The 25,383-nt window shown below is 40.2% G+C and carries 19 protein-coding genes; 10 read left to right on the top strand and 9 right to left on the bottom strand.

Going from position 1 to position 25,383, the window contains the following annotated elements; translation table 11 throughout:
• Positions 1-15 precede the first annotated feature (15 nt).
• Positions 16-1,308, bottom strand: coding sequence for a GH1 family beta-glucosidase (locus ACHUE3_RS12445; protein WP_394192776.1), 1,293 nt, complete (start codon positions 1,306-1,308; stop codon positions 16-18).
• A gap of 271 nt (positions 1,309-1,579) precedes the next feature.
• Here ACHUE3_RS12445 and ACHUE3_RS12450 point away from each other — a divergent pair, with 271 nt between their 5' ends.
• The 3 genes from ACHUE3_RS12450 to ACHUE3_RS12460 all read left to right on the top strand — a co-directional run bounded on the left by ACHUE3_RS12450 (position 1,580) and on the right by ACHUE3_RS12460 (position 6,159).
• On the top strand, positions 1,580-2,839 hold the full coding sequence (locus ACHUE3_RS12450) for a sugar MFS transporter (RefSeq protein WP_394192731.1): 1,260 nt from the start codon (positions 1,580-1,582) through the stop codon (positions 2,837-2,839).
• Between the two features lie 13 nt (positions 2,840-2,852).
• Positions 2,853-5,372: a glycoside hydrolase family 3 protein gene (locus tag ACHUE3_RS12455; RefSeq protein ID WP_394192732.1), complete on the top strand. Its 2,520-nt coding sequence runs from the start codon at positions 2,853-2,855 to the stop codon at positions 5,370-5,372.
• 181 nt (positions 5,373-5,553) lie between these two features.
• Complete coding sequence (locus ACHUE3_RS12460) at positions 5,554-6,159, top strand: fumarylacetoacetate hydrolase family protein (protein ID WP_394192733.1); 606 nt, start codon at positions 5,554-5,556, stop codon at positions 6,157-6,159.
• On the opposite strand, the gene ACHUE3_RS12465 is transcribed toward ACHUE3_RS12460, so the two are convergent.
• The 3 genes from ACHUE3_RS12465 to ACHUE3_RS12475 all read right to left on the bottom strand — a co-directional run bounded on the left by ACHUE3_RS12465 (position 6,131) and on the right by ACHUE3_RS12475 (position 8,640).
• Positions 6,131-7,039, bottom strand: a complete 909-nt coding sequence (locus ACHUE3_RS12465; protein WP_394192734.1) for an ABC transporter substrate-binding protein — start codon at positions 7,037-7,039, stop codon at positions 6,131-6,133. The two genes, ACHUE3_RS12460 and ACHUE3_RS12465, sit on opposite strands and share 29 nt — an antisense overlap.
• 108 nt (positions 7,040-7,147) lie before the next feature.
• On the bottom strand, positions 7,148-8,200 hold the full coding sequence (locus ACHUE3_RS12470; protein ID WP_394192735.1) for an aldo/keto reductase: 1,053 nt from the start codon (positions 8,198-8,200) through the stop codon (positions 7,148-7,150).
• An 11-nt stretch (positions 8,201-8,211) separates the two neighbouring features.
• Positions 8,212-8,640, bottom strand: coding sequence for an acyl-CoA thioesterase (locus tag ACHUE3_RS12475; RefSeq protein ID WP_394192736.1), 429 nt, complete (start codon positions 8,638-8,640; stop codon positions 8,212-8,214).
• A gap of 153 nt (positions 8,641-8,793) precedes the next feature.
• Between ACHUE3_RS12475 and ACHUE3_RS12480 the strand changes: the two genes are divergently transcribed.
• The 4 genes from ACHUE3_RS12480 to ACHUE3_RS12495 all read left to right on the top strand — a co-directional run bounded on the left by ACHUE3_RS12480 (position 8,794) and on the right by ACHUE3_RS12495 (position 13,776).
• Positions 8,794-9,000 (top strand): hypothetical protein, encoded by a 207-nt coding sequence (locus ACHUE3_RS12480; protein WP_394192737.1) that lies wholly within the window; start codon positions 8,794-8,796, stop codon positions 8,998-9,000.
• Between the two features lie 63 nt (positions 9,001-9,063).
• On the top strand, positions 9,064-10,116 hold the full coding sequence (gene dinB, locus ACHUE3_RS12485) for a DNA polymerase IV (RefSeq protein ID WP_394192738.1): 1,053 nt from the start codon (positions 9,064-9,066) through the stop codon (positions 10,114-10,116).
• 329 nt (positions 10,117-10,445) lie between these two features.
• The gene (locus ACHUE3_RS12490; protein WP_394192739.1) at positions 10,446-12,128 is read left to right on the top strand and encodes a carbon starvation CstA family protein; all 1,683 of its coding nucleotides are present in this window, start codon (positions 10,446-10,448) and stop codon (positions 12,126-12,128) included.
• A 124-nt stretch (positions 12,129-12,252) separates the two neighbouring features.
• Positions 12,253-13,776 carry a M17 family metallopeptidase gene (locus tag ACHUE3_RS12495; RefSeq protein WP_394192740.1) on the top strand — a complete coding sequence of 508 codons (1,524 nt, stop codon included), beginning with the start codon at positions 12,253-12,255 and terminating at the stop codon, positions 13,774-13,776.
• A gap of 65 nt (positions 13,777-13,841) precedes the next feature.
• Here ACHUE3_RS12495 and ACHUE3_RS12500 read toward each other — a convergent pair whose 3' ends face one another.
• Together ACHUE3_RS12500 and ACHUE3_RS12505 are read right to left on the bottom strand one after the other, a co-directional pair.
• Positions 13,842-15,479: a methyl-accepting chemotaxis protein gene (locus tag ACHUE3_RS12500; protein WP_394192741.1), complete on the bottom strand. Its 1,638-nt coding sequence runs from the start codon at positions 15,477-15,479 to the stop codon at positions 13,842-13,844.
• A 313-nt stretch (positions 15,480-15,792) separates the two neighbouring features.
• Positions 15,793-18,018: a S9 family peptidase gene (locus tag ACHUE3_RS12505; RefSeq protein WP_394192742.1), complete on the bottom strand. Its 2,226-nt coding sequence runs from the start codon at positions 18,016-18,018 to the stop codon at positions 15,793-15,795.
• A gap of 109 nt (positions 18,019-18,127) precedes the next feature.
• Here ACHUE3_RS12505 and ACHUE3_RS12510 point away from each other — a divergent pair, with 109 nt between their 5' ends.
• Positions 18,128-18,523 (top strand): HIT domain-containing protein, encoded by a 396-nt coding sequence (locus tag ACHUE3_RS12510; protein WP_394192743.1) that lies wholly within the window; start codon positions 18,128-18,130, stop codon positions 18,521-18,523.
• Between the two features lie 163 nt (positions 18,524-18,686).
• Positions 18,687-19,433, top strand: coding sequence for a substrate-binding periplasmic protein (locus ACHUE3_RS12515; RefSeq protein WP_394192744.1), 747 nt, complete (start codon positions 18,687-18,689; stop codon positions 19,431-19,433).
• 50 nt (positions 19,434-19,483) lie between these two features.
• On the opposite strand, the gene ACHUE3_RS12520 is transcribed toward ACHUE3_RS12515, so the two are convergent.
• Entirely contained in the window at positions 19,484-21,178 is a 1,695-nt protein-coding gene (locus ACHUE3_RS12520) for a dipeptidyl-peptidase 3 family protein (RefSeq protein WP_394192745.1), read from the bottom strand.
• A gap of 275 nt (positions 21,179-21,453) precedes the next feature.
• Here ACHUE3_RS12520 and ACHUE3_RS12525 point away from each other — a divergent pair, with 275 nt between their 5' ends.
• Complete coding sequence (locus ACHUE3_RS12525) at positions 21,454-22,293, top strand: HDOD domain-containing protein (protein WP_394192746.1); 840 nt, start codon at positions 21,454-21,456, stop codon at positions 22,291-22,293.
• 52 nt (positions 22,294-22,345) lie between these two features.
• On the opposite strand, the gene rdgC is transcribed toward ACHUE3_RS12525, so the two are convergent.
• Positions 22,346-23,257, bottom strand: a complete 912-nt coding sequence (gene rdgC / locus ACHUE3_RS12530) for a recombination-associated protein RdgC (RefSeq protein ID WP_099296340.1) — start codon at positions 23,255-23,257, stop codon at positions 22,346-22,348.
• A gap of 121 nt (positions 23,258-23,378) precedes the next feature.
• Positions 23,379-25,142 carry a sensor histidine kinase gene (locus ACHUE3_RS12535; RefSeq protein WP_394192747.1) on the bottom strand — a complete coding sequence of 588 codons (1,764 nt, stop codon included), beginning with the start codon at positions 25,140-25,142 and terminating at the stop codon, positions 23,379-23,381.
• Positions 25,143-25,383 lie beyond the last annotated feature (241 nt).

Consider the following 25,383-nt stretch of genomic DNA (forward strand, 5'->3'; position numbering starts at 1 on the left):
CGGTTCTCATTGTTATTAGCGTTGTTTTAAGAGTGCGCGATACTGTTTTGCACTTTCTTTGAGTGTGCGTTGTTGGGTTATATAATCAATATAAACCAGACCAAAGCGTTTTTCATAACCATAAGCCCACTCGAAGTTGTCCATGAGGCTCCAAGCAAAATAACCTCGTACGTCAACACCCTGTTTAATTGCGTCGTCAACGGCATTCAAGTGGGTGTGATAGTAACTCACACGGTCATAATCTAGTACTTGGTTATCTTGGCAAGTATCTGCCATAGCAGCACCATTTTCAGTAATATAAACTTTAGGCAAGGTGTATAACTTATTTAATGAGGTTAATAGCTCAGTTAAACCTTGTGGATATATTTCCCAACCCATATCCGTGACGGCAACATCGGGTAATGCAACTTCTTCAAACCAGTTATCAGCTGTTTTTTGATAATGTATTCGAGTGTAGTAATTCACCCCTATAAAATCAATCGATTGGCTAATGATTGCCATATCACCTGGTGCGATATTTGGTTGTGCGGCTAAAGGTAATTCATTTATTAGTGAGGGGTACTGACCTTCTAACACGGCTTTTATATACCATTGATTATGGTATTGATCAGCGCGTTGTGCCGCGAGTGCATCATCTTCAGTCAGTGGATAAGCAGGGCTAAAGTTTAAAACAATCCCGGCTTCAACATCAGGGCAATTTTTACGTAACACTTTCATTGCTAAACCATGGGCTAGCAATAAGTGATGGGCAGCTTGTCGGCCTGCTTTTTGACTTTTAATGCCGGGTGCATGAACGCCAACCTCATACCCTAAATAGGCGCTGCAAAATGGTTCGTTTAATGTTGCATATGAATCAACTAACCCACTTAGTGCTTGGCTCACTGTATCTGTATATGCTGCAAACGCATAAGCTGTATCGCGGCTTTGCCAACCACCCACATCTTCCAGATATTGAGGTAGATCCCAGTGATATAAAGTGACGTAAGTTTTGATATTACGTGCTTTTAACGCTGTTAATAATTCGCGATAAAACGCGATGCCTTGTTGGTTGACGCTACCATCTTGGTTAATTACACGAGGCCATGAGATTGAAAGACGATAAGCATCTACAGCTAAATCGGCTATCATCTCGACATCTTGTTGCCAGTATTGAACATGCTGACATGCTTTATCGCCATTGCTTTGGTCTGCAATGGTGTTGGGCTGCGCACAAAAGGTATCCCAAATAGATGCGAGGCGTGAGTCACGGGCGCCCTCAATTTGAAATGAGGCAGTAGCAACGCCAAAGGTGAATGATGGCTTTAGCATTGCAGATTGCTTAGGTAAAGAGATTGTTTTAAACACGATTAGAGATATCCTCTTACTTTTAGTGGCAATGCGCATTAGATAAAACACATCATAACGAGTTTATGTAAGCGCTTACAATATTATTGTAAATAAATTGATAAATAAAATTTATATGGTATAAATGTAAGCGCTTACATTGTATGTTGCAACTACTATTTACTTTTTTAAATACTTAGAAAGGTACTTATTTAGAGGCAATCAACTGATAATTATTAATAATTAGAGATATATTATGGCACAAGCGCCTTTGACAACACATCAACACAATGACACCCAGGCGATGCCAAAGCAAACATTTGCTCTTGCATCGTTAACCACCTTATTTTTTATGTGGGGTTTCATAACATGTTTAAACGACATTTTAATCCCCTATCTGAAGGGCATGTTTTCGCTTTCGTACACGCAGGCCATGTTGGTGCAGTTTTGCTTTTTTGGCGCCTACTTCGTGATGTCTATTCCCGCAGGCAAACTGGTCAGTAAAATAGGCTATCAATATGGCATTGTTGTTGGGTTAGTAGTTGCAGCAATAGGCTGTGCACTGTTTTATCCAGCCGCTGATGCACATGTTTATGAACTGTTTTTATTTGCATTGTTTGTATTAGCGTGCGGCATAACAATTTTACAAGTGTCAGCCAACCCATATGTCAGTGTATTGGGAAGTTCTAAAACAGCTTCCTCGCGACTCACAATGACACAAGCGTTTAATTCATTAGGGACAACTGTTGCGCCTATCTTTGGTGGTTGGTTGATTCTTAGTGAAATAAGCCAAGCCACAGCTGAGCAAGTTAAACTGCCTTATTTAATCCTAGCTGCAAGCTTACTAATATTAGCTGTCATTTTTGCTTTTCTAAAGCTGCCCAAATTGGGCAAAAGCGATTCTCAAGAACATGTTCAACCAGATGATAACTTTGTAGATTTAGGCAGCGTTTGGCAGTATCGCCACCTTATTCTTGGTGCAATAGGTATTTTTGTGTACGTCGGGGCTGAGGTTGCTATTGGTAGCTTTTTAGTGGGCTTTTTAACCCTTGACCATATTACTGCGCTCAGCGAGCAACAAGCCGCACATTATATTAGTTATTATTTTGCAGGGGCGATGATTGGACGTTTTGCAGGTGCGGTAATCATGCAAAAAGTAAACGCGCATTTAGTACTGGCTTGTCATGGGTTACTAGCCGTTGTGTTTATTCTGATTGCTATGACCGGACAGGGCTCATTAGCTATGTGGGCTATTTTATTGGTTGGCTTATGTAATTCAATAATGTTTCCGACTATCTTTAGTTTGGCATTACAAGGCTTAGGTAAATATACCTCTCAGGGCTCAGGGATTTTATGTCTGGCAATTGTTGGCGGGGCTATCGTGCCGCTGCTGCAAGGCGTATTAGCAGATAACATGGGTGTTCAGTTAGCGTTGATGCTGCCTATTATTTGTTACCTCTACATCACATACTTTGCGCTATCAGGCTCAAAGGTTTCTTCAACTCGTCAACAATAATTAGGTGCAAACCATGACTTTAAAAAAACCATTCACACTCTCGGCGCTACTAATGGCGACAATTGCGATGAACGGCTGTTCTGGCCCTGATACCAAACCTGTAAACGAGAAAAGTGATTTACAAATTTGGCCAACCATTTCAACGGGTATTAAAGACGATGCCGATATGGAAGTTAAAATAGCTAAACTGCTGTCGAGTATGACATTAGAGCAAAAAATTGCACAAATGATACAGCCTGAAATCCGTGATATTACGGTTGAAGATATGCGTAAATACGGCTTTGGTTCTTACTTGAACGGTGGGGGAGCATTTCCTAATAACAATAAACATGCCACCGCAGCAGACTGGATAGATTTAGCTGAAAAAATGTATCAGGCATCAGTCGATGATTCGTTAGATGGCATCAATATTCCTACTATGTGGGGAACCGATGCTGTACATGGTCACAATAACGTTATTGGTGCGACGCTATTTCCACATAACATTGGTCTAGGGGCGACAAATAACCCTGAGCTAATTGAAAAAATAGCCGCAGCTACCGCACAAGAAGTGATGGTAACAGGTATTGACTGGGTATTTGCTCCTACCGTTGCAGTAGTACGCGATGATCGTTGGGGCCGCACATATGAAGGGTACTCTGAAGATCCACAGATAGTTAAAGCGTACTCAGCGGCAATAGTAAAAGGCTTGCAAGGCGCTGCTGATGAAGACTTTTTATCAGATAGACGCGTCATCAGCACTGTTAAACACTTTTTGGGTGATGGTGGTACGCAAGGCGGTGATGATCAAGGAAATAATATAGACAGTGAAGCCGATTTATTTGCTATTCACGCGCAAGGTTACGTGGGTGGCTTAAGCGCGGGTGCGCAAACGGTTATGGCGTCGTTTAATAGCTGGCATGGTGAAAAAATACATGGCAGTAAGTACCTACTTACTGATGTACTCAAAGGAAAAATGGGATTTGATGGATTTGTTGTTGGCGATTGGAATGGTCATGGGCAAATCCCCGGGTGCACCAACGCTGACTGTGCACAAGCTGCTAATGCAGGCTTAGATGTATATATGGTTCCAACAGATGCGTGGAAGCCTTTGTATGAAAACCTGGTTAAACAAGTTAAAAATGGCACCATTGCGCAATCACGTATTGATGATGCTGTAACCCGTGTTTTACGTGTGAAAATGCGTGCGGGTTTATTTGACAAACCAAGCCCTGCAAAACGACCACTTTCAGGTAAAACAGAGGTTATTGGTAGCGCTGAGCATCGTGAAATTGCAAAACAAGCTGTTCGTGAATCACTTGTTCTGCTTAAGAACAAGCAACAATTGCTTCCTCTTTCACCTAAAGCTAACGTACTTGTAGCAGGCCTAGGGGCCGACAATATTGGTATGCAGTCAGGTGGTTGGAGTATCACGTGGCAGGGAACAGGCAATGAGAATAGTGACTTCCCAGGTGGTACGTCAATTCTGGATGGTATTAAACACACTATTAACCAAGCTGGTGGGCAAGTTCAGTATGACTTAAATGGTGAATTTAATACCCGTCCAGACGTTGCAATTGTGGTATTCGGTGAGCAGCCATATGCAGAAGGTAATGGTGATTTAGATAACCTTGAGTATCAACGTGGTAATAAAACCGATTTAGCTTTATTACATAAGTTTAAAGATCAGGGTATCCCTGTTGTGTCGTTATTTATTAGCGGGCGACCAATGTGGGTAAATGCTGAATTAAATGCCAGCGATGCTTTTGTGGCAACTTGGTTACCAGGCACCGAAGGTGATGCTATCAGTGATGTGTTATTTTCGCACGCTGACGGCTCTGTAAATTATGACTTTAAAGGCAAGTTATCGTTTTCTTGGCCAAATAACCCAGTTGATAACCATAACCGTGGTGATGAAGACTACACGCCATTGTTACCATACGGATTTGGTTTAACCTATACAGACAAAAACACGCTCGGTGATGACCTTGCTGAGCAAAGTCAATCATCACAACAACTTGAAGATTTAGTAATGTTTGAGCGAGCAGTTAAATCGCCGTGGAGTCTTGTATTACAAAGTGCAGAGCAACAAAAAACTATGGCTAGTAGTCGTGAGTCTGTTGGTGCTGTTAGTGTTAAAACGTTTGATAAAGATGTACAAGAAGATGCACGAGCAATCAGTTTTACAGGCAGTGAAACCGCTGCTGTTCGCTTAATGGCTGCATTTCCATCAGACTTGCGCTCATATGTAGAAAAGTCAGGTCAACTGCAAATGCAAATTAAAGTCGATCAGGCTGCTGATGCGCCGCTATGGCTTGGTATGCAATGTGGCGATGACTGTCAGGGGAAATTTGATATTTCAGAACAGCTCAAGGGGCAAAGTGGTTGGCAAACTCTTAACATAGATTTAGCGTGTTTTGCAGATCAAGGAGTTAACTTGTCTCAGGTATTCTCACCTTGGCAAATAAGCACTTCTGCAGCTTGGCATGTATCAATTGCAAAGTTAAGTATTCACACTAATCGTGATACTACCTCTGCAATAACTTGTCAGTAAAAGCAGTTTAATCCCTCCTAGCAGGTACTTAGCCCATTAGTACCTGCTATTCTTTAACTATTCACATCCTGTATACTCTGTGCCTTCTCACGCTAACCCATTGATGAAAATCATTAAATTTTATGCTACTGTGATTTGATAATAAACTGCTGTGTTTAAGCTCTAAAAAAGGCCATTAAAAATGAACCCATCTTTATCGTTAGTTCCCTCGAAAATTGTTTGTGTTGGACGAAATTATGTTGAGCATATTAACGAGTTGGGCAATCAAATAGCCGACCAGATGGTGGTGTTTAATAAGCCAAACACAGCTATTAGCAGTCAACTTTCGAGTGAACATAATGGCGAGCCATTGCATTTTGAGACTGAGATCTGTTTTAAAGTACAGCATGGTCGCTTAGCTGCTGTAGGGGTTGGTTTAGATCTTACTAAACGCGATTTACAATCAAAGCTAAAAGCGAAAGGTTTACCTTGGGAGCGAGCAAAAGCATTTGATGGTTCCGCTTTATTTAGTCATTTTGTTGCAATAGAGCAGGATGACATTGCTAAATTAAAAATCTCACTCAGTATTAATAATCAACTTCAGCAACAAGGTGATGTAGGGTTAATGCTTTACAAGCCTGCAGATATATTAACGCAAATAAATGAGTTTATGACTTTAAATGACGGCGATATTATTATGACTGGCACACCAGCAGGGGTAGGAAAAGTAATCGCTGGGGATGTGTTTAAGGCCCACTTATTATGTGCAGAGCAATCGCTTATTGAGGTGTCTTGGCAGGCGGTTTAGCCAAAATATTTTGCTGGTAAATTTGATTAAAATTAGTAAATGAGTTTTCTAACCAAAATAGTTGACTGCGTTGATATGCTTTTGAAGGAAGTACTTTTTGCGTTAGTACCTTATTTATTTTTTCAATAGCTTTGCGACCAAACTCATTTGGTGCACTTGATGAGCAACCAATGGCACCCATTACAAAGGGCGCCTGATTCGCCTCAAAGTTTAAAGAAACAATAGTATTGTGCTCATTTTCTCGGTTGAAGTAATCGGCCATAAATGGGTAGTCGATTGTATAGTCTATATACCCATGATTAATACGTGAGATCACGGTTTTAGATTCATTTTCACTACTCCAGCTTAAAGAAGCTGAGTTATAGATTTGAGTATTTTTTGCAATCTCATTTAGCTTAGGCGTGAATTTTCTCGCTGCACTTTGACCAAAAACAAACTCGGGATCAATAAGCAGGTTTACAAGTTGCACGGGTTGTCCGTGCTTATTATTTATTTTAGTCGCATTGTTAGCGGTGGTAATAATACTAAAAGGGGGATAAACCGCTGTCGGGACTGAGTAGGTTGCTCTTGCGGTATCTTCTTTAAGGTAAATCATGCATGGAAAGCAGGCATTTTCACCTTCGTCCAAATTTTTTCCAATGCGCTTTTGTGGCATCACAACACGGGTGTGTTTAAGTGAGGGTAAGTGTTCAATCAGTTGCTCAACGAGGTTGTCACATAACCCGCCGTAAGGTGTGAGTTCACTCTTATTCAAATGAAAGGGAGGAGTGTCACTTTGTAGCCATGTAATCTCTGATATATTATCAGTGGTGTTAGCGAATGCGCCTGATGTCCAAAGTAATAAAAGCGCTGTGTTGTTTTTGTTCCACCGTTTAATCATTAACAAACCCCAACTACATAATTCTATCCAGCTGTTAATTATAGAAGGTTTTTAATGAGCTGCTAATGATTAACCATTAGAAGCTCATTATTTTATCAAGAGTATGGATTAAAAAGGGACAGGAAATTGTTGGTATACCTGTGTAATATCATTTAACGTTTGTTCGCTGAGTTGAATATTAAATGCATCTATATTTTCTTTGAGCTGCGCTATGCTGGTGGCACCAATTATTGTTGATGACACACCATCGACTTGATTACACCATGCAAGGGCGAGTTGGGCTGGTGTAATACCTAGTTGGCTGGCAATCGCCATGTACTGGCCGATTGCTTGCTCTGAAGCTTGGGTATTACGAAACAAACCATTACGTTGCGATATTGTCCAGCGGCTACCTGCTGGGCGTGCACCATTTTGATATTTGCCACTGAGCATACCACCAGCCAAGGGAGACCACGGAAGGTACGCAACATCCTCATGAATACATTGCTCTATTAGGTAAGGCCAATCTTTACCATGAACAAGGCTAAACTCGTTTTGAATAGACACCATGCGTGGCAAGTTATGTTCATCACTTAGGCGTAAAAATTGGCTAATGCCCCAAGGCGTATCATCTGACAAACCGCAGTGTTTTATTTTTCCTGCTTTTACACAGTCATTTAACCCCTCTAGAATATCGAGCATGCTGGCTGTGTTTTGTTCGGTGTCAGCTTCGCTAAAACGAATTGTTCCTGGAAAATGACGGCCAAAGTGAGGAGTTGAACGATTTGGCCAGTGTAACTGGTATAAATCGATTACATCGGTTTTTAAGCGTTTGAGTGAGTCCTCAACAGCATCAATAACTGATTGGCGTGTTATGTCGCCACCTTCTCGTACCCAAGGTAAGCCATTGCCTGCAATTTTAGTCGCAATAACAATACCATCACGTTTAGCTTTATTACGTGACAGCCAATCACCAATGATCGCTTCTGTTTTACCGTAGGTATCAGCCGATGGGGGGACTGCGTACATTTCTGCGGTGTCAATAAAGTTAACACCACTGGCCAATGCATAGGCTATTTGCTCATCTGCATCAGCTTGTGAATTTTGTAGACCCCAAGTCATACTTCCTAAACATACGCGAGAAACATTGACTCCACTTCTACCTAATGGACTATATAACATGGTTATTCCTTTTATTCTTGCGAGTAAGTTTTCAGCGCCTCGATGAGCGGGTCACTTAAGGTTGCTTTTTTACCTGTTTTAAAATTAAACATAACGACTTGTGATGATCCAACGGTTGTTATGGCATTTTGTTGCTGACTAAAAACAGTGTAGTGCATCATAAAACGATCAGCTTTAATATCGCTGATTGTCACACCAACAAGTACGGTGTCAGGAAAAGTTACCGGGCGTTTATAGCGGGCATTATTTTCGCTTATCACCGGGCCAACACCGGTTGTTTGTAAGTCTTCAAGTAGGTTTACTTGATTAAAAAAGTCAATGCGAGCGGTTTCAAAGTAACGAAAATATACCACGTTGTTGACGTGTTGCAGGGCGTCCATTTCACCCCACGCTACATTTATTTTAGTGTGGATAGGGTATTGTTCTATAAACGATTGCATAGCAAAGCTCTATTAATTTAAAGAGTCGTTAGGTTAGCAACATGGTGCTTTTAGCTCAAGCAGATTAGAGTTTTTATAAAAACATCACTATATTTAAAAGCTAAATGGTATTTACCGCTTCATTTTTTGATGTTTGACTTAAAGGAGTTGATTATGCAATCGGTTACAGGAAAAGTATTAAAGTGGATAGCTTTATTCGTTCTGCTTTGTTTGTCGCTTACTTGCTATGCAATGGGAAATGCTTCAGGCGCCATTATTTTAATTGTACTGGGTTTTGCGTTTGAAGGTGTTTTTTGGTTATTTGGTCATAAGTTACTTACGCGTAAAAAAACCAAAGGTACCGAGTCACATACTTACTGACTTGCTAATCAGTAAAACTTAATTAATAATAGCTGTTCATATATACAGTTGTTTGGTTGGGGAATGAAAAAGTTTATTCACATCGACATGGATTGCTTTTATGCGGCCGTTGAGATGCGTGATAACCCATCGCTTGCGAATGTTCCCTTAGCGATAGGGGGAAAGAGTCGACGAGGTGTACTCTCCACCGCTAATTATATTGCTAGGCAATATGGTGTGCGCTCGGCAATGTCGAACTACCATGCTAAACAACTATGCCCTGACTTAGTTATCGTGCCAGGGCGCATGCATGTTTACAAAGAAGTATCTCAACAAATTCGCGCGATTTTCCAAGACTATACACACCTAATAGAACCTCTTTCATTAGACGAAGCTTACCTTGATGTAACCGATAGCAGTGCGTGTAAAGGCAGTGCAACCTTAATAGCGCAGCAAATCAGAGCTGATATATTTGCAACAACCGGACTCACTGCGTCTGCGGGTATTGCACCGATTAAGTTTATTGCCAAAATAGCCAGTGATGAAAATAAGCCTAATGGCCAATGTGTTGTGCTACCAGAAAATGTAGATGACTTTTTAGCAACCTTACCACTTGGTAAAATACCGGGGGTTGGGAAGGTCACACTGGAAAAGCTTAATTTAAAAGGGCTGTATACCGGTGCCGATGTATGCGAGAAAGGAGTTAATTGGATGCAGCAGCATGTGGGGAACTTTGGTGTATCGCTTTATCAAAAATGTGCGGGGTTACATATTGGCAAAGTATCAACAGAGCGAGTAAGAAAGTCGCTGAGTGTAGAGCACACTTATGAATACAACAAAACCAGCTTACAAGAGTGCTTAGATCAATTACCAGCGTTATTAGAGGAGCTAACTCGGCGGTTAGCTAAGCAGCAGTTAGAGCAGAGAATTAATAAGTTAAGTGTTAAAGTCAAATTTGCTAATTTTGTTGTTACATCTGCGGATCAGAGTTCTCACCAGCTCAACTCAAGTATATTAGGTGAACTGTTAACTAAAGCATATCAGCGTGGCAACCAGCAGCCCGTGCGGCTGCTAGGTATTGGGGTTGGTATCAAAAGCGAGCCACAACAACATCTTCAGTTAAGCATATTAGACTAAAGGTTTAGAGTCAGAATGAGGGAATTATTGTTAGTGTGGAAGTTGAACATACTAATACCTTTGTCACCTCAAGACCTAAGTTGAGTGTTGAAACAAAAAGCAGTAATAAGCGTTGTTATAATTGGCTGATATGTTGTCTTTTTAAACTCTAAATGCATTGGAATGAAATGCTTTTGCGTGTAGTTTCAAATTCATTCATATCACCAAACTGGCAATAAAAAGATGGTTAACTTTTCTTTTAACCGCTTGTTAAGCAAGTTTTAAATACAACTCAGCTCGTATCAAGATGACACTTGGGTATATCAATTTTAATTATAAGAGAGAATGCTATGCAATCAGTTGTAATTGTACTGCTGGGTATGGTTGGAATGCTTTTTGGTTGGTTTGTTTACTCAAAGTTTATCGCCGAAAAGATTTTCAAGATGGATGACAATTTTGTCACACCCGCTCATGAGTTAGAAGACGGTGTGGATTATGTGCCCACGAATAAAGTGGTTTTATGGGGGCATCACTTTACCTCTGTTGCAGGGGCTGCACCAATTGTAGGACCTGCAATTGCAGTTTACTGGGGGTGGGTGCCTGCCGTACTTTGGGTTGTATTTGGTACCATATTTTTTGCCGGTGTACATGATATGGGCGCTTTGTGGGCAAGTGCGCGCAATAAAGGTAAATCCATGGGAGCGCTCTCTGAGTCGGTTATAGGTAAACGCACTCGCGCTTTATTTATGATTGTTGTTTTCCTTGTTCTGTTAATGGTTAATGCCGTATTTGGCGTGGTCATTGCAAAGTCGTTTATCAATAGCCCAAATGCCGTGTTTCCTGCATGGTCAGCCATTGTGGTAGCACTTGTTATAGGCCAACTACTACGTAAAAAAGTATCGCTAATTCCGTTATGTTTTATAGGTGTTGGGATCTTGTACTACACCATCTATCTAGGTAGTAGTATGCCAATTATGTTACCGGATGAGCTATTTGGTTTATCTGCGAACGCAAATTGGATAATTATCTTATTCATTTATGCTGCAATTGCGTCTTTATTACCTGTTTGGATGTTATTGCAACCACGTGATTTTATAAACGGTATGCAACTGCTGGTGGGTTTGGTGCTGTTATACGGAGCAGTATTTGTTTCAATGCCTGACATCACGGCACCTGCATTTAACACGCAAACAGCAATGGATACCCCGAGTATTATTCCGCTATTATTTGTGACCATTGCCTGTGGTGCGGTTTCTGGTTTCCATGGCATTGTGTCATCAGGGACGAGCTCTAAGCAACTAAACAAAGAGACCGATGGGCGCTTTGTAGGTTATTTAGGCGCAGTTGGTGAAGGTATGCTTGCATTGATTACTCTTGTTGCCGTCAGTGGCGTCGCGTTGGCTGTTTCACCTGAAGAGTGGCATGAAATTTATAGCCACCTAGGTGCGGGTAGTGTGGGGGCCTTTGTTAATGGTGGCGCGAACTTGATTGAAAGCGGTTGGGGTATATCCAACGAAATAGCGTCAACTCTGCTTGCTGTTATGGTAGTGTTATTTGCTGGTACTACAATGGATTCTGGCGTTCGCTTACAGCGTTATATTATTCAAGAGTGGGGCGATATCTATAACATCAAAGTGATTAAAAATGGTGTGATAGCAACTCTAATTGCTGTTTTGAGCTGCTTATTACTTGCGTTTGGTGCAGGTGGCGCCAGCGGAAGCGGGGGAATGATTATATGGCCTCTGTTTGGTTCGACGAATCAAATTTTAGCAAGCTTAACTTTATTGGTTATCTCGGTAATTTTGATTAAAGCTAATCGACCTGCGCGATATACTTTGATCCCAATGAGCTTTGTATTAGTTATGGCATTCTTCGCGGGTGTTATTAAATTAGGCGAATATTACCAGCAAGGTAATTGGTTACTTGTGATACTTGATGTTGTTGTGCTGGTGATCAGTGTATTCGTAATGCTTGAAGCGTGGTCTGTTATTGCAAAACACCGCCGCGATAACGCACTTAAATCTGACCAATAGCAGGCAGTTTAAGCTGTAAAACTTAGTTGCCAGTTATGTGTTAACTCATCTCACATTACTGGCAATAGGTACTTAAATAAATGATAATAAGGTCCTAAGCTTTTTGACAACAGGACCTTTTTTTATGGCATACCCACATGCAGTTGCGGCCCCGCAATTAGATAACGCTAAACACGATGCGCTTATTATCATTGCTGATGACTTTTCACAGCTAGACGATCCTAATTTGAGCAAAGCAATTAAAGCTCAAATGGCTGTTGATGCCCGCATAGGTAAAAAAGTAACACTTCTTGTCGTTGACTCTAAACGTGTGATTTTAGCACCAACTGGTCCTTTAAACCGTGATTACGACGATGTACGTCGTTATTTTGATGCAGCAAAGTTGGCTATCAATGAAGCAAAAGCTTCTGGTAGTAAAAAGCCTGCAATTTTCCTTCCTCAGGCAAGCCAAGATTCTCGTTATCAATATGCGTTAGAAGTTGCGTACTTAGGAGCATGTCAAGCATTGTGGCAACCACTAGAAGCGCGTGAGCACCACGGTGAGGGCATTGAGCCTATTACACAAATCGCGCTATTTGGTGCCTCAGAGCAAACGATTAAAGCCGTTAACGCTATTGCAGCAGGGCAGTATGCAGCACGTGATTTATGTGGTACTGAACCTGAGCGTATGGCACCGCCAAGATTTGCTGATTATTGTGTTGATTTATTTAAAGACTCAAGCGTAAATGTCGAAGTAATTTCAGATATCAAAGCGATTGATAAAGATTACCCAATGATGAGTACGGTTGCCCGTGCATCGTATGCGGTAGAGCGCCACCACCCACGTGTTGTAAAACTTGAATATATCCCAGAGGGCGAAGTTACCCGTACGTTAATGTTCGTCGGTAAAGGGTTAGTTTACGATACAGGCGGCGCAGATTTAAAAGTTGGCGGCTACATGGCTGGCATGAGTCGAGATAAAGGCGGCGCAGCATCGGTTGCTGGTTTTATGAAGTCAGTTGCTGACTTTCAACCAAAAGGCGTTAAGGTTATTGCCTTTTTAGCTGTGGTTCGCAACTCAATTGGTTCAGATTGTTTTGTTCCAGATGAAATTATTACTAGCCGTGAAGGTGTTCGCGTTCGTATTGGTAATACTGATGCAGAAGGACGTTTAGCAATGGGCGATTTATTAAGTGAGATGAAAGACCTTGCTAAAAATGAAGTTAACCCTGAGCTTTTCACTGTTGCAACATTAACAGGTCATGCAGCTCGTGCTATGGGGCCTTATAGTGCCTATGTTGAAAATGGCCCTGCACGTCTTGCTAATGTGTCACGTAAATTAGCTGATTGCGGTGATTTATGGGCTGATGGTGCTGAAGTATCTCGTAGCCGCCGTGAAGATTATGATTTTATTAAACCACGTACTTTGGCCGATGATGTGCTTTCAAGTAACAATGCAGCGTCTGCGGTGACTGCTCGTGGTCATCAGTTCCCAATGGCGTTTTTAGCAGTTGTAGGTGGTCTTGATAAGCATGGCTCTGAATCAGCACAGCCTTTACCGTATGTACATATGGACATTGCTGGTAGTGGCGTTGAAGGTGGCGATTGGCAGCATGGTAAGCCAACAGCAGCAGGTTTAAGTAGTTTATTTGCTCGCTACTGTTTATAACGTAAATGGTAAATAAAAAGCCCCGCCAATCAAATTGGCGGGGCTTTTTGTTATTTGAGAAGGTATTAATCTAATTTAAAACGGTTAACTACGTCATTGAGCTCTTGGCTGCTATGCTTTAAATTATCACTGGCATCAGATAATTGAGCCGTATTTTGTAATGACTGTTCTGTTGATTGCGATAGCTCACTAATTCGTAGGTTTACTTCATCCGCAGCACTTGACTGTTGTTCAGTTGCCCGCGCTATTTGGCTGTTCATGTCTGTAATTACAGTGACAAGACGCTCAATTTCAGAAAGTGAGCTGTTAGCCGTGCCGACTTGTTCAACTGTACTACTAGATAGTTGCTGACTTGCGGTAACAGCTTCAACAGCAGCTTGTGCGCCTTTTTGTAGTTTGGCTATCATGGCCTGAATTTCGTCGGTACTTTTACCTGTTCGGCTGGCCAGCGTTCGTACTTCATCTGCGACAACAGCAAATCCCCGACCTTGCTCTCCTGCTCTAGCTGCTTCAATGGCCGCATTTAATGCAAGTAAATTTGTTTGTTCAGCTATGCCACGAATAACATCCAGTACCGACCCTATGTTGTTACTCTCTTGCGCTAAATCAGCCGTTACTTGGCTTACTGTTTCGATATGATGCGACAGCGTTTCGATTGCTTTGATCGTTTGTGCTACCACATTTTTACCATCAGATGCGTTAGTCGCCGCCTCAGCTGCGGCGTGCTCTGCAGCTTCAGCATTGCGACTTACATCATGTATTTGGTTAGTCATTTGCGCCATAGCGGTGGCAACTTGGGTTGAGCTATCATTTTGTAATTCGATGAATGATAAATTTGTTTTACTTGCCTCATCAATATTGTGCGCATATTGATTTACGTTATTTGCACTTAACGCTACATGTTTGAGTGATTCACGCATTTTATTTGTATATAAATTAAAGTGGCGAGAAAGGCGTGATACTTCATCATTTCCCTGCTCATCAAGTGCTTGAGTTAAATCGCCTTCACCTTGAGAGATATCTTTCATCATGTTTGCGGCAAGTTTTGTGGGTAATAATATGCTGCGAGCAATTAAGTAACTAAGCCCAATTAGCAGTAAAATAATAACAGTTGCATTAATAATCACTAAGTTGCGAAGGTGTGCAAAAGCTTCATCTATTGTGTCGATATAAACACCTGAACCTACAATCAGCTGCCAAGGTTTAAAGCCTCTTACATAGGCAATTTTATCAACGGGTTTATCGGCCCCGGGTTTTGGCCATTTATAGGGAATGATCCCCTCACCTTGTGTTTTTACTAAGTTAACCATGTCAACAAATAGCAATACGCCATCAGGATCCTTGGTATTGCTTAATGACTTGCCAACGAGGTTTGGTTTAAAAGGATGCATAACCATTGTTGGTGTGTAGTCATTAACCCAAAAATAGTTATCACCATCATAACGCAGTGCTTCTAGTGCATTGAGCGCAGCTTGTTTGGCTTGTTGCTCATTCATTTTTCCGCTTTGCTGTAGTGCGTAAAAATGACTAAAAATACTGTGCGCAGATTCAACCAAGTTTTTTGTTTTAGTGTGTTGCTCGGTTTTCAACGAATCATATTGCTGAGTTAATGTGGTAACACTTAACAGCATTAAACCAATAACAACAACGCATACTAATAGCGCTAATCGCTGAAAAATTGTAAATCGACGAAGGTACGACATAGCTGTTCTCAATAAGTTAATGTGTTTGGTAGCTCTTGTGTGTTGTTACACCTGCTCTTATTTAAGAGCCTTTAAAGATAATTGCTTGAGTGTTTGCTGGTTTCTCAGTATTTACTAAGATTTTATTAAGCCTAAGCTTACCTAATCAGAGTAAGCTCTAATATTTAAGGCTAAGCACTCTTAATTGAGTGTAGTAAAAACAGGTAATATATCTAGGTTATCTTTTAAAATTCATGGGGAGTAATGGGTAAGCAAAAAAAAGGCTGATTTTTGTAATCAGCCTTTAGTGTAGTTTTAATACCTTTTAAATAACTTATTGCACGTCAAAGTGACGGTTAAAGAAGTTAGTAATAGTTTGGTGCAAATGTGTTTGTACATGTTTACCACGTAAGCTGTGTTTTGAGCCTGGGTAAGTCATCATTTCAAACTGCTTTTTATTATCTTGCAGTTGTTTAAATAACTTGGTTGCGTGAGTAAACAATACATTGTCATCAGCCATACCATGGTAAATCATCAACGGGCCTTTTAGGCCATCAGCGTAAGGGAACACGGCGCTGTTTTTATAACCCTCAGCGTTTGTTGCTGGGTGCGATAAATAACGTTCTGTATAATGCGTATCATATAAAGCCCAATCGGTTACCGGCGCGCCAGATACGCCCGCTTGAAAATAATCACCGGCTTTAAACATGGTCATTAATGCCATGTAACCACCATAACTGTGACCATAAATACCAATACGTTGTGGGTCTACGTAATCAAGCGTTCGTAAGAACTCTACGCCCTTTATCTGATCGGCAACTTCTATTTCACCTAAGTTTTTGTAGATGGCATCTTCAAACTTTTTACCGCGATTATAAGAGCCTCGGTTATCAAGTTGAAACACAACATAGCCTTGTTGTGCCATATATTGGAAATATAAGTTTTTGCTACGCCAGCTGTTAGTAACACGTTGTGCGTGCGGGCCACCATATACGTTAACAAGTACAGGGTGTTTTTTACCATTATTCACTGTCGCAGGCTTAAATAAACGGTAGTGCATAACCTGACCGTCTTCTGCTGTTAACGTGCCGTACTCAGGCTCAGCTAACTGGTCGAGGAAAGGGGTTAGTGGGTGGTTATTATCAAGCTTATTTTGTTCAAGCCATGTAATAAACTCACCATTTACTTTGCGAAGTGCTGCTGAGTTAGGTTGATTTACCGACGAGCTATTATCAATAAAGGTTTTGCTGTCTTTAGCCATAACTACTTTGTGATAAGCACCTTGCTCGGTAATGCGTTCAATATTACCTTTTTTGAATAATGGTACGCTGTATAAATGGCTTTCAAGTGGTGTATCTTTGCGGCCAGCAAAATACACAATGCCTTTTTTCTCATCAATACCTTTTAAGCTATCAACAACCCAGTCTCCACGGGTTATTTGACGAACAAGTTTGCCATTAGTACGGTATAGGTAAAGGTGTTTAAAACCATCACGTTCAGACGCCCATACAAAGTGCTTTTTGTCTTTTAAGAACTGTAAGTCAAAATGCAAATTGATCCACGTGTCACTGGTTTCAGTTAGGGCAACGCGTTGATTTTTAGTTTTAGCGTTGTAAAAGCGCAGTTCTAATTTATGTTGTGAGCGGTTTTGCCATTGGTAAGATAACGTGGTGTCGTCTTCTAACCATTTTGCACGCGCAATATAGATATCTTCATTTTTACCTAAATCAATCCAGTCTGTTTGCTGGTTGTTAATTTTTACCACACCGAGTTGGATTTTTACGTTATTGGTGCCGGTAAACGGGTAGCGTTGGTTAAAAAGCTTAACTTCATCGGCGTAGATTTCATTGCGGATAGCTTCTTTTACAGGGCTTTCATCAATGCGGGTAAAGGCTATTTTTGATTCATCACCTGCCCACCAGTAGCCAGTCATTCGGCCCATTTCCTCTTGCGCCACAAACTCAGCCATGCCGTTTTTAATAACGCCGCCGCCGTCTTTACTTAGTTGAATTTCTTTACCTGAGCTCAGGTTTAGCGCAAATAAGTTTTGTTCACGTATAAAAGATACAAAATTCCCTTTTGGCGAGAAGCGAGCATCGGTTTCAAATGCGTCGGTATCTGTTAATTTACGGCTTTTTGCTGAGGCTAAGTCGTAATAATAAAGGTCGCCATTTAGCGGGAAAAGCAGCGCTTTACCATCCTTTGACCATTTATATTCCAAAATACCTTTACCAAAAATACGCTGGCGCTCACGGCGGGCTTTTTCTTCGTCTGATAGGTTTTCAGGACCAGAAAATAGCTGTGCCGAATCGACTAATAAGCGGTTTTTGTTATCTTTAAGATTGTATTCCCATAAATCATAGCGGTTGTAATCGTCGGTTTTACCTTGTAGGTAAGTAACACGGCTACCATCAGGCGAAAACTTCAGTTGCACAGGCGCTTTGCCCGCTAAACTAGGATCATCAAAAATACGCTCTAATGTGAGAGGTTTTGCTTGCACTGTTAGTGTTGTAGCTACTAGGGGCAGAGCCCATGAGAGGTGTTTAATTTTTTTTAACACGTAATTACCTTCGCTCGAATAAAAACTGCCATGATGTTAAAGCCAAGCGTGTGCAACTGCAACTAAATGCTTTAAAGTAGCGATAGTAACTAAATCATAAGGAATAAAAATGACTGCTGGATTTACTTTAGCACCAGAGCTTGCCCGTGATTGCATTGACGTGGCTGACTGGCCTCTTTGCAAAGTGTTATTAATGAATGATAGCCAATATCCTTGGTTTATTTTAGTACCTCGTAAGGCTGGGTTAAAAGAAAGCATAGATTTAAGTGAAACAGAGCAAATTGTTTTAATGCAAGAGTCGGCCAAGTTAAGTCGATTACTACAAGATATTTTCTCCCCTGATAAGCTCAATGTCGCAGCGCTGGGTAATATGGTGCCACAGCTACATATTCATCACATTGCCCGCAATAAAACGGATGCTGCTTGGCCAGCACCTGTATGGGGTAAGCATCTCGCTATTCCTTACTCTGATGCGCAGATAGCAGAATTGAAACTGCATTTTTAGGTTTAATTTCATACTTATTTACAATGATTTAAACACGAAATTGAACTGTTCAAACTTGTGGTTTGAAAATTTTTAGCTACATTAAATGGGTTAGCTGCCTGTAAATAATTGTTGTGTCATACGGGTAATGGATTGATTAAAAGTCAGGAGCTCAATATATCTTATGAAAGATTATATGTTGGTAATTTGTCTGTTATTAATGTCATCACCAACGCAAGCAAGTTCATTTTATTTTGTTGGAACCAATTTCCCAGCCATAGTAGAACAACAAAAAAATGGTGAAATTACTGGACTTGGAGTTGATATAGCACAGGAAATCTTTAAACGTTTAGGACATCAGCTAATAATTGAAGTAATGCCATTAAAAAGAGCTTTAAAAATGGTTGAGCAAGGGGTCGCTGATGGCATGATTGGCCCCTATAAATCACCTGAGAGAGAGCTATATATGAATTACACAGATGTGGCTTTTTATCAAGACCAGATAATGTTCTATGTATTACAAAATAGTACACTGCAATGGGAAGGGCATTACAGTAAGCTTAATAAACTTGTGGTTGGAGTCATAAGAGGCTGGAATTATGGTGAACAGTTTGAAAAAAACGAAGCTAATTTAAATATCTCCGCAGTGAATACAGTCGAAGCGAGTTTTTTACAGTTATTATATAATCGCGTTGATGTAATCGTATGCCATCCCCGTGCTGCTGCACCAGTAATTGAAAAATTAGCATTAGAATATAAAGTGAGACGAGTGTTACCTATACTTACGGTGAATAAAGGTTATTTTGGGTTTACTAAAAAAGAAAGTTTAACAGAGGTTTTTGAACAGTTTGATAGTGAGTTAACTAAGATGTTAGTTAATGGTGAGATTCAATATTTAAGTGAGTCATATGGTTTAAACTATCATTATTAAAGTACCGACTTTCAGTCTTAGTCCCCTAATAATGATAGCGTTGTTAGTTGTTAATTTAAACCCAACACGTCTTTACCCTGTTTAAAGGTTACATCCACAGGAATGTTGGCTTGGCTGAGCTTTTCTAAGTCTTTAGCAAGTTCTGACTTAATATCACCATGAGTAGCAATAAGTTGATCTACTTTTTGATAATCGCCATCGCCTTGCAAAGTTAAAATAAGCCCAGATAGCTTAGCCATTGCTTGACCCATTTTTTCCATATTTACACGGTAAAGGCCTTGCTCGTTTTTAGAGAAAGCGCCTTCTTGGGCAAAAAAGTTAAAACGGATCATGTTTGCTTTACCATGAGCACTTGAAGCTCCAAAACGCACTGAACGGAAAATACCCGCCATAAACGTGGTGTAGTAATCTACCAGTGTACCTTGCGTGATTTCGCCCTTTTTAAGTAATTGTTCAACCATGTAAAGGCCAAGGATGTCTGCTTTTCCTTCTTCAAGCGCGCTGGCGTGTTCTTGTAAAGACTGGCGAACGGTTCCTTTACCTGTGATTGTGTTTTTGATACCTAAACCGTGGGCAACTTCGTGGAACATCGTATTAGCAAAAAATGCGTCAAAAGTAATGTGCTTACGTTGCTCTGGTACAATTAATTGCTCTGCGATAGGTACTAAAATTTTATCAAACTTAGCGCGCATGGCATTTTTAAGCTGAAGACGGCGTGTGCCTTTTTCTAGTTGAACTTGTTCATCGTTCGGCAAGTTTATAGCAATTGTTTTACTACCCGCATTTGAGTGACCTGCATAGTAAACAACGTCGTATGCGTTTAGGTCTGCATCTGATCCTGGTACTTCTTGTTTGTATTTAGCATCAACAGGTAAGCCTTTTTGTAACTCAGGTAAGAAAGCTGCAAATTTGGCTAAGCGCTCGCTCCAGGCTAAGTCTTTAACAAGTACATAAGATTCAAATGCCGCACGTGAGCCAAATAATTGATCTTCATATGTTTCAATTGGGCCAATAACCACATCGATAGGGTTGTTTTTCATATCCATCCAAGCAAAGTCAGATGCTTGGTATTCATTACTCAGTAGCGCATCAGCACGAAGGTTTAAGTAGTTCGCGAACTCTTTATCATCAGCAAGTTTACTTGCCTCACGCAATAGGCCAGCTGCTTTCTCTAGTGCTTGTGCGTATTCAACAGAGTAATCAACTGTATAAAGCTTACCTGCTTCATCACGTTTTACAATTGAGTACAGTCCGTTTTTATCCTTGATGTCTGCATTATTTAGTTCTTCTTTTGTTATGTCTGCAGGATAAAATTGTGCGCCAGGTGCTTTTTCTTCATAACCTGATAAAAACACTTGGTCACCATTTAAGCGGTCCCAAGGGCCGTAGTTAATGGCGGCAAACTTTTGTACTTTCGGGTCGTTTATTTTTGCTAAAAAGCTGGCTTTGTCTTCACCAAATGCTTGACGCCAAAATAGCTCATCCATAATTTTTGAGGCATCGATTAACGTTGCGATCATCGCTTTTTGATTATCAGTTAAATGCGAAAGATCTGTGGTTAAGCTAAAGTCAGTATAAATAGCTAAGCGGTCTGTATCGACATTAATAAGCTGCTGCGAGAGTGGTTTTTGAGTTTTATTTTCAGCTGATGTGTCTGAGTTTGAGGTTGTAGCTTGCTCTGAGCATGCACTAAGAAAAGCGGCACCGCATAAAACGAGTGCTTTGCTAATTTGGTTAAGAGTCATTTTATTGCCTGTTAAAAGAGAAGTTAATAGCCAGTCACTTTGGGTTACTAGCTTTGCTTGAATAACGCATTAAAGCAAACCTTAAGCGCAAATAGCAAGTTTACTGCAATTTTATAAACAGACTGGACAAAGTGAGCTTAGTTATAAAATAAAGCGAGATAATTTCAGTAATTTCCTTAACTTTAGCGAGAACTTAGACAATACTGTGGGTATAACAAATAAAAGTTCCATAGTTTGGCTTTTTCAGCAAGCTAATAACAAAGGATGACACATTTATGTCAACAGAAAACGCACTATTAACCATTTTGGTTGACCGAATTAATAATGACACTCTCGTGTTACCTACATTACCTGAAATTGCGATTCGCGTTCGCCAAGCGGCAGATGACCCAGATGTAAACTTAATGCAGATGGCTGATGTAATATCTCATGATCCGGCACTAGCTGCTCGCATGATCAAAGTGGCAAACAGTGCATTTATGGGGCGCTCAGTTAAAGTATCTAATTTAAACCAAGCAGTAACGCGTATCGGCTTAAGGCAAATCAAGAATATTGCAACCGCTATGGCGATGGAACAACTCTTTGTTTCTCAAAACGAGCTAATCAAAGGCTATATGGATAAAGCATGGCAAAAAACGCTTAAGGTGGCATGCCACTCTATTACGCTTATGGAGTTCTTCTTAAAAGAGAACAAGCAAACCTCATTAAATCGAGACACAATTACCTTAGCAGCCCTTGTTTATAATATCGGTGTTTTACCTATTTTAACTGAGGCTGAGCGTCATCCTGAGGTGTTTGCAAATCCAAGCTTTTTAGCTCATGCAATTCAAAAACTGAGTGGAAAAGTAGGTGGGGCTATTATGCGCGCTTGGGAGTTTACTGATGAATTTGTGGAAGTAGCTGAGAGTTGGGCAAATCCAAATTATCGTCCTGAGCATATTTGCTATGTTGATTTCATTCGTATTGGTGCAATTATGGAAGGTATTCTTCAAGTTTCTGATAAGTCAGCTGCTTTACAGATGTATATCGATAAGGGCACTATCTCGTCTTTAGATGTGTTTACTACTGATGAATACAATGAAATGTTAGATGATGTGAAAGCTGTTTTTAGCTAGTTAAAGCTTTACCTAGATTGATAAGCGCCACATAGGCGCTTATTTTTTAGGGTTAAGCTAGATCGTCAGCATCGCCTAAACCCGACGTTAGCTCTTCTAACATTTGCTTTATTTCTTCAGAAGCTAAAATAAAATCAGCATCAAGCTTAATCAGCATATCTTCTTTAGGAATATCAGCATTTTCTTCTTTGAGTGTCTCTGAGTAACTCAATCGTTTGATTGACCCGTCGTTTTGTAACATAAACTTAAGACGTTCTTGCCAATCAAGGGCTAGCTTAGTCACTCGCTTACCACTTTCAAGGTGTGATTTAACTTCGTCACAGGCAAGATCATGGCCTTTAAGTTTTACTTGTGCGCCACTGTCGTCCGCTTCTTCAAGTTCTGCATCAGAACCAATTGCAAACCCTTCAGGAGTACTAAAGTTGGTTAGCCAGTCAGTTAAAAACACGTCTAAGTCATAATTTGCAAACGCAGGAACAACTGGTAAAGTGCCCAGTGATTTACGTAATAGTGCTAATAGTTCTTCTGCTTTGTTGAAACTACCACTATTTACCACGACCCAGCCGTTTTCTTGATCGATAAAAGCAAATTGTAAGCTCGATTTTTTAAAAGCTTGAGGTAACAAAGTGTGAAGAATGTTTTCTTTAAGCTCATCTTTTTCTTTTTTCTTTACTGGGCGATTTTCTTCAGCTTCAATCTGCTCAATTTTCTCAGCAACCATTTCATTTACAACGGCAGCGGGTAAAACTTTTTCTTCACGTTTTGCGCACACTAAGATACTTTTTTGAGAAAAGTGTGAAAGTGATTCACCGTGTTTACCAAAGGCTTTGGTCCAGCCAAACGTGCTTAAGTCTTGACTGCCGCAAGGGCGAAAAACATCTTGCTCTAGGGCATTATCAAAGTCTTCTTGAGTGTATGAAACGTCTTGTTTAAAGCGGTAACAAATTAGGTTACTAAACCACATAGGGGAATTGATCCATTTGGTAAATTTGCTCAATCATAGCAATAAAAACCGGATGCTGGAACGGCTGATTTAGTTAATGCTCAGCAATTAAGCCAAGCATTAACCTAAACTTAAAATGCCGTTAATTATTGAAGATAGAAAGTGGCTTTGGCATGTCTTTAGGAAAGCTAATATGGTAGTGGAGACCATTACCCGGCGAGCTTGTTACGTCGATATCGCCACTTAATGTTTGCTTAACTAAATTAAATGTAATGTGCGTACCTAAACCACTTCCGCCTTGGTCACGTTTGGTGGTAAAAAATGGGTCAAATAGTTTTTCTAGTTGTTGCTCGCTCACGCCATTACCGTTGTCTTTAAAATCAATAACAACGTAATCATCATCATCTTTGATTATGATATCAATAATGCCATTTTCTAATCCATCAAAACCGTGAATCAATGAATTCATGATCAAATTAGTGAAAATCTGGCTAATAGCTCCTGCGGGTAAGTTCAGTGTTAGCTCTTCAGGGCAATCTAAATTTATGTGGTGGCTAGTATTTTTAATCTTAGGGTGTAATGAGCGAATTACTTCACCGAGATATTCCTTAAAATTAATAGTACGCACTGCTTCACTTGCTTGGTCAACAGCTATTTGCTTAAAGCTAGCGACAAGCTCTGACGCTCTATCAAGGTTGCTGGTTAATAAGCTGGTGCTTTGTTTAGCGTCATTAATAAACTCTTCTAGCGCTTTTGGCGAGAGTGTTTTGTCTTTATATGCAGCTTCGATTTGCACTAATCGCTCTTGTAAAAACGACGTAGCTGTAACACCTATTCCTACTGGTGTATTGATATCGTGAGTAATACCTGCGACTAAGCCACCCAATGCAGCCATCTTTTCCGAACTAACTAAGCGCTCCTGAGCAATGTTTAACTCGTCAACATAGCGTTGTAGCTGAGTTTGCTTAGTAAGGAGTTCTTGCTCTGTATGACGGCGTAAATCAACTTCTTCAGTCAATGTTAGCTTTTGTTTTTCAAGCTCATACTTTTGCTGCTGTAAGTCCATCATTGCTTGGCTCAAATTAGAGGTTTTTCGTGCCACTTCCTGCTCTAATTGTAGATTTTGTTGGTCAAGCTTTTCATTACTGATAATAAGTTCTTTTTGAGTGTGCTCAAGTTCTTTACGGTATTGCACTACTTTATCTATCAATGTATTGAAAGACTGCTCCATAACTTTTAATTCGTTATGTTCAGTTGTTTCAATATTGATGTGTTGTCCTTCAATATCGTTCAGTTCTAAATCTTCTATTTGCTCTGTTAATTGAGCAAGAGGATCGGTCAAAAGCTTCCTAAAGGCCATTAAAAATAGAATGATCAAAAATGTGGTTTTGATCATCGCATTACCTATTAAAAAGTAAATTGAGATCATAATTCGGCTAAAGACAACTTCTCTACTTGAGAAAAGAGTCACGTCACCTACTTGAGTGGCGCGTCCTGAGAATTCAAAAATTAAGGGGAAAGTGTAACCAAATAAACCTGAAGGCGTATCTTCAATAATGGCCTCTTCTTGAACAAGCTGCTGGCTGTATAGTTCTCGTATATCTAATGAGCGGCCTAGTTGTGAAATTATTTCACCGCTATCATCGCGTACAATAATGCCCTCAATCATTGGGATCGCAAGCAGCCCTTCAGCTGTTGTGATGGTTTGCTTTGTGTTTAACTCCCAAATTGCGCGAGTTAAACTACGGCTAAAAGTTTTTTGTAACGTAGTTAGCTCGTTGCGAATGTAATCTTTAGTATTGATATATTCAGCAATTACTTGGCCGCAAGTGACGACAAATGTAAGTAAAAAGTAGACAGATAATACGCTGGTCAATAGCTTTTTTGAGAGACTTTTTTGTAGCATGGATTGTCCATAGCTCCTTGGTGGCAATTGAATTACGTTTTGCTTTTACTAAAGTTAGCTAATAAACGTATAAAAATAAATAAAAGAATTGTTTATTAAGCAACAAAGTAAGGAAATTTTCTTTTTTTAGCAAAAACTTAAGCTTATCTCATTTTATTATTTGTGATATAAAATCTATAATCACTTGTCAAAACGCAATGAGTGTATGATCCACTTATTAACTTTTTTATTCTTAAACTAG

This window comes from Pseudoalteromonas atlantica, from assembly GCF_043641955.1.
In the GTDB taxonomy this organism is placed as follows: domain Bacteria; phylum Pseudomonadota; class Gammaproteobacteria; order Enterobacterales; family Alteromonadaceae; genus Pseudoalteromonas; species Pseudoalteromonas atlantica_A.

Excerpts from the sequence above, each read along its gene's own strand:
- ACHUE3_RS12445 (WP_394192776.1), bottom strand. The coding sequence starts at position 1,308 with ATGCTAAAGCCATCATTCACCTTTGGCGTTGCTACTGCCTCATTTCAA.
- ACHUE3_RS12450 (WP_394192731.1), top strand. The coding sequence starts at position 1,580 with ATGGCACAAGCGCCTTTGACAACACATCAACACAATGACACCCAGGCG.
- ACHUE3_RS12455 (WP_394192732.1), top strand. The coding sequence starts at position 2,853 with ATGACTTTAAAAAAACCATTCACACTCTCGGCGCTACTAATGGCGACA.
- ACHUE3_RS12460 (WP_394192733.1), top strand. The coding sequence starts at position 5,554 with ATGAACCCATCTTTATCGTTAGTTCCCTCGAAAATTGTTTGTGTTGGA.
- ACHUE3_RS12465 (WP_394192734.1), bottom strand. The coding sequence starts at position 7,039 with ATGATTAAACGGTGGAACAAAAACAACACAGCGCTTTTATTACTTTGG.
- ACHUE3_RS12470 (WP_394192735.1), bottom strand. The coding sequence starts at position 8,200 with ATGTTATATAGTCCATTAGGTAGAAGTGGAGTCAATGTTTCTCGCGTA.
- ACHUE3_RS12475 (WP_394192736.1), bottom strand. The coding sequence starts at position 8,640 with ATGCAATCGTTTATAGAACAATACCCTATCCACACTAAAATAAATGTA.
- ACHUE3_RS12480 (WP_394192737.1), top strand. The coding sequence starts at position 8,794 with ATGCAATCGGTTACAGGAAAAGTATTAAAGTGGATAGCTTTATTCGTT.
- dinB (WP_394192738.1), top strand. The coding sequence starts at position 9,064 with ATGAAAAAGTTTATTCACATCGACATGGATTGCTTTTATGCGGCCGTT.
- ACHUE3_RS12490 (WP_394192739.1), top strand. The coding sequence starts at position 10,446 with ATGCAATCAGTTGTAATTGTACTGCTGGGTATGGTTGGAATGCTTTTT.
- ACHUE3_RS12495 (WP_394192740.1), top strand. The coding sequence starts at position 12,253 with ATGGCATACCCACATGCAGTTGCGGCCCCGCAATTAGATAACGCTAAA.
- ACHUE3_RS12500 (WP_394192741.1), bottom strand. The coding sequence starts at position 15,479 with ATGTCGTACCTTCGTCGATTTACAATTTTTCAGCGATTAGCGCTATTA.
- ACHUE3_RS12510 (WP_394192743.1), top strand. The coding sequence starts at position 18,128 with ATGACTGCTGGATTTACTTTAGCACCAGAGCTTGCCCGTGATTGCATT.
- ACHUE3_RS12515 (WP_394192744.1), top strand. The coding sequence starts at position 18,687 with ATGAAAGATTATATGTTGGTAATTTGTCTGTTATTAATGTCATCACCA.
- ACHUE3_RS12520 (WP_394192745.1), bottom strand. The coding sequence starts at position 21,178 with ATGACTCTTAACCAAATTAGCAAAGCACTCGTTTTATGCGGTGCCGCT.
- ACHUE3_RS12525 (WP_394192746.1), top strand. The coding sequence starts at position 21,454 with ATGTCAACAGAAAACGCACTATTAACCATTTTGGTTGACCGAATTAAT.
- rdgC (WP_099296340.1), bottom strand. The coding sequence starts at position 23,257 with ATGTGGTTTAGTAACCTAATTTGTTACCGCTTTAAACAAGACGTTTCA.
- ACHUE3_RS12535 (WP_394192747.1), bottom strand. The coding sequence starts at position 25,142 with ATGCTACAAAAAAGTCTCTCAAAAAAGCTATTGACCAGCGTATTATCT.